At 35.9% G+C, this 12,976-nt stretch carries 7 protein-coding genes; 2 read left to right on the top strand and 5 right to left on the bottom strand.

Annotated features, from left to right (window positions below; genetic code table 11):
- Nucleotides 1-122: 122 nt before the first annotated feature.
- The gene (uvrC, locus tag M9897_13245; GenBank protein ID MCO5269852.1) at nucleotides 123-1,925 is read left to right on the top strand and encodes an excinuclease ABC subunit UvrC; all 1,803 of its coding nucleotides are present in this window, start codon (nucleotides 123-125) and stop codon (nucleotides 1,923-1,925) included.
- 4 nt (nucleotides 1,926-1,929) lie between these two features.
- On the opposite strand, the gene M9897_13240 is transcribed toward uvrC, so the two are convergent.
- From M9897_13240 to M9897_13220, 5 genes are all read right to left on the bottom strand, one after another.
- Complete coding sequence (locus M9897_13240; protein MCO5269851.1) at nucleotides 1,930-3,927, bottom strand: urocanate hydratase; 1,998 nt, start codon at nucleotides 3,925-3,927, stop codon at nucleotides 1,930-1,932.
- Nucleotides 3,928-3,934: 7 nt separating this feature from the next.
- Complete coding sequence (locus M9897_13235) at nucleotides 3,935-6,538, bottom strand: valine--tRNA ligase (protein MCO5269850.1); 2,604 nt, start codon at nucleotides 6,536-6,538, stop codon at nucleotides 3,935-3,937.
- A 397-nt stretch (nucleotides 6,539-6,935) separates the two neighbouring features.
- Nucleotides 6,936-7,607: a carboxypeptidase-like regulatory domain-containing protein gene (locus M9897_13230; protein MCO5269849.1), complete on the bottom strand. Its 672-nt coding sequence runs from the start codon at nucleotides 7,605-7,607 to the stop codon at nucleotides 6,936-6,938.
- Between the two features lie 203 nt (nucleotides 7,608-7,810).
- Entirely contained in the window at nucleotides 7,811-8,896 is a 1,086-nt protein-coding gene (locus tag M9897_13225) for a patatin-like phospholipase family protein (GenBank protein MCO5269848.1), read from the bottom strand.
- Nucleotides 8,897-9,074: 178 nt separating this feature from the next.
- Nucleotides 9,075-10,865 (bottom strand): acyl-CoA dehydrogenase family protein, encoded by a 1,791-nt coding sequence (locus M9897_13220; protein ID MCO5269847.1) that lies wholly within the window; start codon nucleotides 10,863-10,865, stop codon nucleotides 9,075-9,077.
- Between the two features lie 220 nt (nucleotides 10,866-11,085).
- On the opposite strand from M9897_13220, the gene M9897_13215 reads away from it, so the two are divergent.
- Entirely contained in the window at nucleotides 11,086-12,951 is a 1,866-nt protein-coding gene (locus M9897_13215) for a serine hydrolase (GenBank protein ID MCO5269846.1), read from the top strand.
- Nucleotides 12,952-12,976 lie beyond the last annotated feature (25 nt).

Genomic DNA, 12,976 nt, shown 5'->3' with positions numbered 1-12,976 from the left:
CTCGGGGTCTATTTTTTTAAAATCATATTTCTGACATCTTTACAAATTCAGTACTATTCATTTATAATAGAAATTATTTATTTTTTGTGAATATACAACGGGTTATACCTTATTTTTGTACTATGTCTGAGCGAATCGAACATTTGCAACAAATTATAAAGTCACTTCCTGAAAGCCCAGGGATTTATCAGTATTTCAATACTGAGGGTGTAATTATTTATATAGGAAAAGCCAAGAATCTTAGGAAAAGAGTTAGTTCATACTTTACTAAGACACATGATAATGCAAAGACACGCATTTTAGTTCGGAATATCTATAACATTCGTTTTATCGTTGTAGAAACAGAAACCGATGCACTTTTATTAGAAAACAACCTCATCAAAGAGCACCAACCTAAATACAACATTCAACTCAAAGACGATAAAACTTATCCATGGATCTGTATTAAAAATGAGCGATTTCCACGGGTATTCTCTACACGGAATATTATAAAAGATGGCTCTAAATATTATGGTCCCTATCCGTCTGTTTTTGTTGTCAATACCTTATTAGACTTGTTTAAAGAGATATTTCCATTGCGTACATGCAATTATGATTTGAGCAAAAAAAACATTGATTTAGGAAAATATAAGGCCTGTCTAGAATATCAAATTGGAAATTGTAAGGCACCTTGCATTGGTTTGGAGGGAGAAGATACCTATAACGAATACATTGAACAAATCGAACAGATTTTGAATGGAAATATCCCTTTTGTAATTCGTATTCTCAAAGAAAAAATGCAAGAATCGGCTGATAATTTAGCTTTTGAAGAGGCTGAAGAATACAAAACCAAAATTAACGCTTTAGAAAAATATCGCAAGAAATCTACAGTAGTTGCTTCAACTATTAATAAGGTTGATGTGATTACTTTAGAGAAAAATGACAAGAGCGCCTATGTCAATTATTTAGTGATTAGTCACGGTACTATCATTCATGGATTTACCGTAGAGGTTAAAAATAAACTGGATGAAACGGATGAAGAGATTCTGGCTTTTACCCTCATTAACATGCGCGATAAATTCAACAGTCAATCCAAGGAGATTCTTGTTGAAGACTCAACTAAAATGGAAGAAATAGAAGGTTTGTCCTTCTTTACTCCTCAGCGTGGAGATAAAAAACATTTACTTGATTTGTCTAAACGAAATGCAAAGTATTTCATGTTACAAAGACAAAAACAAGAGGTACTTAAAAATCCAGAGGTAAAGGTAGAACGCATTTTAAAGAAGATTCAAGAAGATTTTCGTCTAAAAGAGTTACCTGTTTACATGGAATGTTTTGATAACTCCAATATCATGGGAACTAATCCTGTTTCAGCTTGTGTTGTTTTTAGAAATGCACGCCCAAGTAAAAAAGATTATCGACATTTTATCCCAAAAACTGTTCAAGGTCCTGATGATTTTGAAACCATGCGCGAAGTAGTTTATCGAAGATATCGTCGTCTGCTGGATGAGGAAAAAGAATTACCTCAATTAGTAGTTATTGATGGTGGAAAAGGACAGTTAAGTGCCGCTTTAGAGGCTTTGGAGAAATTAAATTTAAGGGGAAAACTTCCAATCGTGGGAATTGCTGAACGTTTGGAAGAGATTTTCTTCCCAGGTGATAGCATTCCTCTTTATTTAGATAAGAAAAGTGAAAGTTTGAAGGTCATCCAGAATATGCGTAACGAAGCGCATCGTTTTGGAATCGAACATCATAGAAACAGAAGAAGTAAAGCAAGTCTCACATCTGAATTAATTGGCATTGAAGGAATTGGAGAGAAAACTCAAGAAATTCTGATGCATCAATTTAAAACACTTTCTAAAATTAAAGCAGCATCTTTTAACGAATTAGCTGATGTTGTAGGACAAGCTAAGGCAAAAATATTGATAGAGTTTTTTAAGAAATAATATCCTACCCTAACAAATCATCATCCACCAAATTAGGAATAGTAACCTTTAATTTAGGTTCCATTTCCATAGCTCGTTTGATAGCGAAAATTGCACCTTCATTTCTCGCCCAATTTCTACGTGCGATACCGTTGTTAACATCCCAATGTAGCATCATTTTTAAACGTCTATCAGAGTCAGCAGAGCCATCCAATAACATTCCGAAACCACCATTGATTACCTCTCCCCAACCAACACCGCCTCCGTTATGGATAGAGACCCACGTAGCACCACGAAATGAGTCACCAATTACATTATGAATTGCCATATCTGCGGTAAAACTAGAGCCATCATAAATATTGGAAGTTTCACGGAAAGGAGAATCTGTTCCTGAAACGTCATGGTGGTCACGTCCTAATACAACCGGACCTAATTCACCTCTAGCAATTGCTTGATTGAATGCTTCTGCGATTTTAATACGTCCTAAAGCATCTGCATATAAGATACGTGCTTGTGATCCAACCACTAAATGATTTTCTTGCGCTCCTTTTATCCAATGAATATTGTCTGCCATTTGCTGTTGAATCTCAGCAGGACTCTCTTGTTTCAACTTCTCTAGTACCTGACAAGCTAACTCATCCGTTTTGGCTAAATCTTCAGGTTTTCCAGAAGTACACACCCAACGGAAAGGACCAAAGCCATAATCAAAACACATAGGTCCCATAATGTCTTGTACATAAGACGGGTATTTAAAATCAATTCCATTGGCAGCCATTACATCTGCTCCTGCACGAGAAGCTTCTAACAAGAAAGCGTTTCCGTAATCAAAGAAATACATTCCACGAGAAGCGTGAACATTTACCGCAGCTATATGGCGACGATAAGATGCATACACTTTTTCTTTAAAAAGCGCTGGATTCTCTGCCATCATTTGATTAGATTCCTCTAAAGACAATCCAACAGGATAATATCCTCCAGCAAATGGATTGTGGGAAGAAGTTTGGTCAGAGCCCAAATCTACTCGCACATTTTCTTGTGCAAATTTCTCCCATACATCTACTACATTTCCTTCAAAAGCAATAGAAACAATTTCTTTATCCGTTTGTGCCTTACGAACACGAGCAACTAATTCATCTAAATCAGCTATCAATTCATCCACCCAACCTTGTGCGTGGCGTTTTCTGGCTGCTAGAGGATTAACTTCAGCACAAACCGTAATACATCCTGCTATATTTCCAGCCTTTGGCTGTGCCCCACTCATTCCACCAAGTCCCGCTGTTACGAATAATTTACCAGCCAATCCTTCGTTGTTTTTGGCTATCATTCTTCCAGCATTTAACACGGTAATAGTTGTTCCATGAACAATTCCTTGTGGTCCGATGTACATATAAGAACCTGCTGTCATTTGTCCATACTGCGTAACACCTAAGGCATTGAATTTTTCCCAATCATCCGGTTTTGAATAATTCGGTATCATCATTCCATTGGTAACCACAACTCTTGGTGCATCTTTGTGCGATGGGAATAAACCCATCGGGTGACCCGAATACATAACCAAGGTTTGATCGTCGGTCATTTCGGACAAGTATTGCATAGCCAAACGGTATTGAGCCCAGTTTTGAAAAACCGCACCGTTTCCACCGTATGTAATAAGTTCATGAGGGTGTTGAGCTACCGCTTTATCTAAATTATTTTGAATCATGACCATGATAGCTTTCGCTTGTAGAGAATTCCCTGGATAATCCTCAATATTTCTCGCATACATCTCGTAGTCGGGACGGTAACGATACATGTAGATTCTTCCATATTTCTCTAATTCCTCTCTAAATTCAGGCAATAATTGAGCATGCTGCTCTTTGGGGAAGTAACGCAAAGCATTTCTCAACGCTAATTTTTCTTCCTCTTTAGAGAGAATCTTTTTTCTCTTGGGAGCATGATTAATCTCAATATCATACGATTTCTTTGCAGGAATTGTCGCTGGAATTCCTCCCTTAATATCTGCCTGAAACTCTTGTAGTGTCATGATTTAATTATTTACTGATTTCAGCTATTTTTTCTTCTAATAACTTAATCTTTTCTTGTGCATCTGCTAATTTCTTTTTTTCCATCGCAACAACTTGTTCAGGAGCACCATTCACAAAACGCTCATTTCCAAGTTTCTTCTGTGTGGACTTCATAAAACCAATGGTGTAATCCAATTCTTCTTTTAACTTCTGGAGTTCAGCCTCCACATCTACATTCTCTCCAAAAGGAATATAGAATGAAGTAGTATTAGTTATGAAAGAAAATACATTTTCAGGTTTTACAGAAGTATAAGAAAGTGAACCAATATTGCCCATTTTCTCCACAACGGCATCCAAATATTTCGGGTGACGCTTATTGTTCTCTATAAAGAAATCAATCGCTATTTTATTAGCAATATTATTTTGTTTACGAATGTTTCGGATATTTGAAATAATCTCAAAAGCAATTTCAAAATCTGCAATTATTTTAGAATCAATAGCTTCTAACTTTGGCCAAGCAGCTACAATAATATCTTCTCCTTCTTTTCTTGCTCTCAATAAATGCCAAACTTCCTCCGAAATAAACGGTGTAAACGGATGAATAATTTTCATTAACTTCTCAAAAAACTCGAGCGTTTGTTCTTTAGTTTTTGCATCAATAGGCTGCTGGTATTCGGGTTTAATCATTTCCAAATACCAAGAGCAGAAATCGTCCCAAATCAATTTATAAGAAGCCATCAAAGCATCAGAGATTCTGAACTTATCAAATTGGTCGTTGATATGCGCTAATGTTTCATTAAATTTATTTTCAAACCAATTTACAGCTAGTTTAGCGTATTCTGGTTGTTCTATTTCTTTTACTTCCCAACCACTTACCAAACGGAAGGCATTCCAAATCTTATTGGTAAAGTTTCTTCCTTGAATACATTGGTCTGTATCAAACGGAAGGTCATTTCCAGCAGGAGATGAAAGCAACATTCCCAAACGAACACCATCTGCTCCATAATCTTCCATTAATTGGATAGGGTCTGGAGAATTTCCAAGCGATTTGGACATTTTTCGACCCAATTTATCACGTACAATTCCTGTATAATATACATTGGAGAAAGGCTTATCTCCCAACCACTCATATCCTGCAATAATCATACGAGCCACCCAGAAAAACATAATCTCAGGAGCTGTCACCAAATCATTACTAGGATAGTAATATTGAATGTCTTTATTATTAGGTTGTGTCAATCCATTAAAAACAGAAATTGGCCATAACCAGCTAGAGAACCACGTATCTAGCACATCTTCATCTTGTTTTAAGTTGGTCGAACCACAATGCGGGCATTTCTCTGGCTTTGTTTTAGAAATAATTGGTTGATCGCAATTTTTATCACAATACCAAGCCGGAATTTGATGTCCCCACCACAACTGACGAGAAATACACCAATCTTTGATGTTTTCCATCCAGTGACGATATGTATTTTTCATATTGTCAGGATAGAAATTGATGTTTCCATTCATCACATTTTCTAAAGCAGGTTTAGATAATTCTTTCATATCCACAAACCATTGCATAGAAAGACGAGGTTCAATTACCGCATCTGTTCTCTCAGAAAAACCGACTTTATTGATATGGTCTTCCACTTTTACAAGGAAGCCTTTTTCTTCTAATTCCTTAACAATTTCTTTTCGTACTTCGAAACGATCTTTTCCTTCGTAATGCAGTCCAAAGTGGTTTAAAGTTCCATTAGCATTAAATACATCTATCGTTTCTAGCTTATGGCGTTTTCCAATTTCATAGTCATTGATGTCGTGAGCAGGCGTAACTTTCAAACAACCCGTTCCAAACTCCATATCTACATAATCATCTGCAATAATTGGAACGACACGATTTGCAATAGGAACAATTACATTTTTCCCTACTAAATTCGCATAGCGTGCATCGTTAGGATTTACACATACTGCACTATCTCCTAGTATGGTTTCGGGACGAGTGGTTGCAATTACCATCCAATCATCAGTTCCTTCTACCTGATAGCGAACGCTGTAAAATTTAGAATTTACCTCTTTATGAATAACCTCCTCATCCGATAAAGCGGTCTGTGCAGCAGGGTCCCAATTGACCATTCGCACACCTCGATAAATTTTCCCTTTATTGTATAAGTCAATAAAAACATCGATTACGGATTCCCCGTATTCTTTATCCATGGTGAATGCTGTTCTGTCCCAATCACATGAAGCACCAATTTTTTTCAATTGTTCTAGAATAATTCCCCCATGCTTATCTTTCCATTCCATCGCATGACGTAGGAATTCTTCACGAGTTAAATCTGATTTTTTGATACCCTCAGCACGTAGTTTATTGACTACTTTAGCTTCAGTTGCAATCGAAGCATGATCCGTTCCCGGCACCCAGCAAGCGTTTTTACCCAACATACGTGCGCGACGCACCAATACATCCTGAATAGTGCTATTCAACATGTGTCCCATGTGTAAAATCCCTGTCACATTGGGAGGAGGTAAAACCACAGTATATGCTTCTCTTCCATCGGGTTCACTGTGGAAATGATTCTTATCCATCCAGTGTTTATACCACTTATCTTCTACTTTATTTGCTTCGTATTTAGCCGGAATCTCCATGTTTCAATTTTCAGATGCACAAAGATAATGAAATGAAGTGAAAATTTAAGTATTTTATAGTGAGGGAAAATAACTCCGTAGTTTTATTTCTATTTTAGGCACGAAAGGGATGGGTATTGTGGGTGTTTAATTTGTATGGCTGGGAGAAAATAGTGGAAATTTACAAATAGACCTCGATCAACTAAGGCTCTCGGAGTGACAATTGTGAGGGCTACTTCGGTCGGCTTCGCGACCGCCTTACCCGTTCTAATGTATTATCAGTCCTCGATACCCTTAACTGTTACGTTCTTCCCAAATTTAGTGCAGGAAAATAAAGACAGTAACAAAATAATACCAAGAATTGTTCTAATTGTTTTCATCATCAATTAACCATTAATTTATTTAAACTCATTTCCAATTAATAGTAAAATAACCATTCGTGTTTCCCTCCATTTGTAATGAAAATACTGTCTTTAAAACTTGTCGTTATATTATTCTTGATTACATTTCCACTAAAATAATACCAGCCCATTGGAAATTTAGTATAAACTGTACCAACATATTCAAAACATCCAAGATAAGTCCTTGAATTTTGATATTCAGAAACATTTGATAATTGATAATTAGTATATAATAATAATGAATCATATTGATCGAAACACGAAACATTCTTTATTGTATATCTTAACTTCCCATAAGGCACGGCATGGAAATCAGCATGGGTAGTTTTTCCTAAATCTATGGGTAAATTTTGAAAAGAAGAATAGGAACCACCCTTCCACCAACCTATAGGATGTCTGTCTCCAATGTGCGCGCTCATGAGTACAGAGCCACTTAATGTGAGTTTATTTAATTCATAATAACCATTCTCATCAGTGGTCGTTTCTTTAATTATCTTACTACCTCCCGATTGAAATCCAGGAGCGCCACCCAGAGTGCTTCTTTTCAATATTATTTGTACGCCAGAAATTCCCTCCCCAGTTATGGGATTTAATACTCTGCCCTTAACTGTTACGTTCTTCCCAAATTTAGTGCAGGAAAATAAAGACAGTAACAAAATAATACTAAGAATTGTTCTAATTGTTTTCATTGTACTAAGAATTGAATACAATGAACTATACCGAAGTCGCACAAATCAGTGCAATAACAACTCGTATAACATTTCTTAAAGGGGTCGCTAAGTGTTTCATAATAGAAGTTTTAATAGTTAATGTATAACTAAGATAAGATAAGATAAGAAATGGAAAATCCAAGAAATTAATTAGAAAATATCAGAAAATCCTCCGTCGCACCTCATCCATGATTTATTAATTGATCAATAAATTCATCCAGCGTAAATTCATTTTTCTTCTCGACTTGGGCTTGTTCTAAAGCAAGCTTCCCTGCTCTTTTGAGGTTTTCTATATTTTCTTGAGAAGCATCAGACATATCTGTACTGTACATATTTTCATTGCGGTTAGCGCTTGGCACATCCACTCTTTTATAGTTCTTTTTATCTTCTCCTTCCAAGGTCTCAAAAAGCAGTTTCGCTTGATAGTTAACTGTATCTGCACTTCCATCCATCATAATATCAGGAATCGCTTTCGCCCATTTTATGATACCCCATTTATTAGATTGTTGGTAATTATTTAAATTGAGGTTTTGTGCTCCCGTTCCTATAGATAAGATAAGCATATCTTTTGCTGAGGGAAAGTTTTCTTTTCCAATATCTTGGAAGTTTGTATTCCGTGCTTCTGCATAGGCACACATCGCAGGATTGTTGGCAAATACTCCCCCATCAATATTTACCATTTTCGTATCATCTCCGTAATTTTTAATAATTGCAGAAGGGAAATAAGTGGGAGCAGCTGAAGTAGATCTGGCAACATCTCTAATTAAAAACTTCCTTCCTTTTTTTTCGTCCCTACTATCGAAAAAGAAGGAGCGTTGTTTGTCCATATTATATGTCGTTATAACACATTTTTTTACAAGATCGTCCATATATACATCTCCAAATTCCTCCTTAAATATAGTTTCTATATTAGAAGAACTAAACATGGTAGCATTGAATAACTGTCGCAAGCCAAACCACCCAAATCGTTTGGATTCTGTAAAAATCTTAGGTCCTAATTTGGCATATAAATCCAAAGCTTCAGAAGCTTCATACAAAGATGTTGGTTCGTTGAGATCATCTTTCTTTGGATTGGGAAATAAATAGTAGCAAGCGAGAATACCTCCGGTACTCGTTCCAACAATCATATCAAAATAATCAGCAATACGTGCTTGTTGATTATTTGTTCGTTTTTTTAATTCATGCTCCACATATTCCATAACGGTAGCAGGTATGATGCCTCTGATTCCTCCACCATCAAGGCATAAAATTCTAATCTTTTTAGTCATTACATAGTGTTTTAATATCACTAATTTAGGAAATTAACTTGTATATCACGTTTGTATATCAGGGAATAATAACTAACAATCAAAAAGGGCTCACTTGCGTGAACCCTTTTCAACTATAAACTAAACAAGCTACATAAAGTCAACCAAACTTTATGTTTTGTCTACACTAAAACACCGTTTAAAAATTATATACTCCCGCATTGATAACACGCTGTGCAATTTGCTGACGTGCTTCTTTGACGTTGAAGTTTTCAGTTTTTGTAAATCGTTTTAATCCCATTTGCATCATACGAGCTTCATCTCCATCTGCAAATGAATTAATAGCGTCTTTAGCTGCTTTGTGCATACGATCAGCCGCATCATAGATAAATGTTTTTGCAATAGCAATTTCATCCTTACATGCTTCTTCACCACGCATTCCAATTAATTTATCAACTCGCAATAGAACAGATTCTGCTAAATATGTTTGAATAGATAAATCAGCAATATTCATTAAAACTTCTTGTTCTTTGGATAAAGTTTGCATCAATTTCTGAACAGCTGAACCAGCTACCATTAATACAGTCTTTTTGAATCCTTTCAGTGCTTTGTATTCTTCGGCAAAGACACCTTCTCCAGCATCACCCATATCAGGGATACTCATCAACTCACCTGCAACAGCCATAGCTGGTCCCATTAAATCCAATTCTCCTTTCATCGCTCTTTTTAGAACTAGGTCAATAATTAACATTCTGTTAATCTCATTGGTTCCTTCAAAAATTCGATTGATACGAGAATCACGGTAAGCTCTTTCCACTAATGACTCAGCTGAATATCCAATACCACCATGGATCTGAACTGCTTCATCTACCACATAATCCAATGTCTCTGAACCAGCTACTTTTAAAATAGCACATTCAGGTGCAAATTGCTCAATTCCTTTTAAGGTAGCCTCACCTAAATCCATTCCTCCAGCATGGTAAGCATTGATAGCATCATCAATATTTTGTCCCGCTCTGTAAGTTGCAGATTCTACAACATACGCACGAATTACTTGCTCAGCAATTTTGTAACGGATAGCTCCATATTTTGAAATAGGTCTTCCAAATTGCTCTCTCTCGTTAGCGTATTTAATAGATTCAGAAATAGCAGCTTTAGCTCCTCCTAAAACACCGGCAGCTAATTTAATTCTACCAATATTTAAAATGTTTAAAGCTATCTTAAATCCATTTCCTCTTTCAGAAAGCATGTTCTCTACCGGAACTTTAACATTGTTAAAGAACACTTGGCGAGTAGAAGAACCTTTAATTCCCATTTTCTTTTCTTCGGGATTTAATGTAATCCCTTCACTATCTGCCTCTACCAAAAACGCTGATAATTTTTCATCATTATCAATCTTAGCAAAAACAGTAAATAAATTGGCAAACCCTGCATTGGTAATCCACATCTTCTGACCATTGATGATATAATGTTTTCCATCTTCGGATAAAACAGCTTTTGTTTTACCAGAGTTTGCGTCAGAACCAGCAGATGGCTCAGTTAAACAATAAGAAGCCTTCCATTCTCCAGAAGCTAATTTTGGAGAATATTTTTGTTTTTGTGCTTCTGTTCCATAATATAATAAAGGTAGAGAACCAATTCCTGTATGCGCACCAAATGCTACTGAAAAAGAGTATCCTGCTCCCAATCTCTCAGTTGCTAAAAGAGAAGTTTTAAAGTCAACTCCCATTCCGCCTAATTCTTCAGGAACTGATAGACCTAATAGCCCCAATTCTCCTGCTTTATTTAGAAGAGAAACCATCAATCCTTCCTCCATTTTATCAATGCCTTCTATATTAGGCATAACTTCTTGTACGATAAAATCATCGCACATTTTAGCAATCATTTGTTGCTCTTCTGACCATTCTTCTGGAATGAAAATTTCTTCAGGTTTAGAGTCACGAATAATGAACTCTGCTCCCTTAATTGCTTTTTCGCTTATTTCTGACATAATTATATTGTTTTAATGTAATCTTCACTTTTTCGAAATGTAAATATAAATACTCTTTTTTTATTATGCAAGCATAATGTTATTTATTTTTCTATTAATCTTTTAACAATTTAAAATAGAATTAGATTATAGCATCTAAAAAAAAAATCATTTTTAAGAATAATGACCTCTTACTTTATATACTTTTGCCCTAAATTTACAAAAACAAACCCATAAGATTATGTGGCTAAAGTACGTGCGATTTCTTCCTATCCTATTGGGTTTCTTCTTTTTAGATTGTGACAGATATTTATATGCACAAATGGACACACCTGCTGATTATCGTTCTTCAATCTTTTATAGAGGAATGTCTCCACAAACATATAATGCCAAACTAATCGAATATAGGAAGAAGGGATATCGTCCAATTGATATAAAAATATTTGGAGGAAATGATCTATCTTATACAATTGTAATGCGAGAAAATACGGAGAAATATGATTGGACAGTACATACGCAATTGTTAGATAAAGATTTTAAAACCAAATGGACTGAAATGCGTGATAAAGGATATAGACCTTCAAAACAGCGCAGTTACACATATAAAGGGAAACAATATTATGGTGCTATCTGGGTCAAAGACAATAAACGCTGGACAAGTTACCGTAATCTAACAGCCGACCGATTTGAAAAATCCTACAAAGAAAATATTGAGCGTGGCTATATTCTAGTGGACATGGACGCATACATTATCAATGGAATTGTATATTACTCAGGTGTGTATGTTCGCAGGGAATCAAATATTAAATCAATATATAGCGTTGCTTTAAGAGCTCAAGATTTTGCTGCACATCTCGAAGCTAGAAAGAAAGATGGTTATCGCTTGCAAGAGTGCAATAGCTATTCTATAAAAAATCAGCAATACTACGCCTGTCTATGGGTAAGAGACGGTATCAAGAATTGGTTAGAGTCTAGGAATATGACTGGAGACGACTTTTTAAATAAACGTGTATTATTAAGAGACAAAGGATACAGACTCGAAAAAGTTGACATCTACCCAACTAGTAGTGGAACACGATATTTAGGAATATGGGTGCAGAACGATTTGAGTTTGATACACTTCAGAAGCCAGCAAGAAATTGAAAAATTGGTTCTGCAATATATGGAAAAAAAACCTACGCAGGGTATGTCTGTTGCTATTGCACGTGATGGAAAGATAGTCTATCAAAGAGGATTTGGTTATGCAGATAAAGAATTGAATAAGGTAACTCACTCACGAACTGTATATCGTTTAGCATCCATCTCAAAAGCAATGACTGGGACACTCTCTTTCATGTTACACGAAAAAAAATATTTTCCAATTCAAGATACCATCCTAACCATGTTGGATTTACCTGCACATCACCGCTATAGTTTTGAAGAATTATTGAATTGTCAATCACACGTAAGACATTACGTAACAAACGACACGGTATATAAATTGCGAAATGTGACTGCTTGGCAAGCAACCAAAGCATTTATGAATGACCCATTAGTGCCAGGCTCTGGATTTTATTATTCCACACATGGATATACCATTGCAGCAGCCGCAATCGAAAAACTAACAGGTAAATCCATTGATAAACAACTACGTGATTTAATTAGCAACCCGTATGGATTTCCTACATTAAACTGCCAAAAGCCAAATAGTAAAGTAGATGAACGCTCTGCTTTATATACTTATAAATCTGCTGATAAAACTTTTAAAAAGGCTACTCCTGATGATATCACGTGGAAATTTGGAGGTGGAGGTATGGAGGCTAGCGTCTATGATTTGACTCGTTTTGGTATAGCCATGCTGAATCACCGTTTTTTAACTCCAGATTGTATGGAGGAAATGCTCACACCTCCAAACGGAACATCCTATGCTCAAGGTTGGGATACAGGAACCAGTGATTATGGAAAATGGTTTGGAAAATCCGGAGATCAACTAGGTGCACGTTCGTATATACGTATGTATAGTAACAGAAATACAGTTATTGTAATCCTTTGCAATACACAAACCTCTAAAATTGAAGGGGATAGAGAAAAATTAACCGCATCAATAGCTGATTTATTATTTAAATAAGAAAGATCTCTTGAAAAAATTCCAC

The sequence above is a fragment of the Brumimicrobium sp. genome (assembly GCA_023957385.1).
In the GTDB taxonomy this organism is placed as follows: Bacteria; Bacteroidota; Bacteroidia; order Flavobacteriales_D; family Crocinitomicaceae; genus Brumimicrobium.
This window is presented reverse-complemented; position numbering and strand designations above follow the sequence as displayed.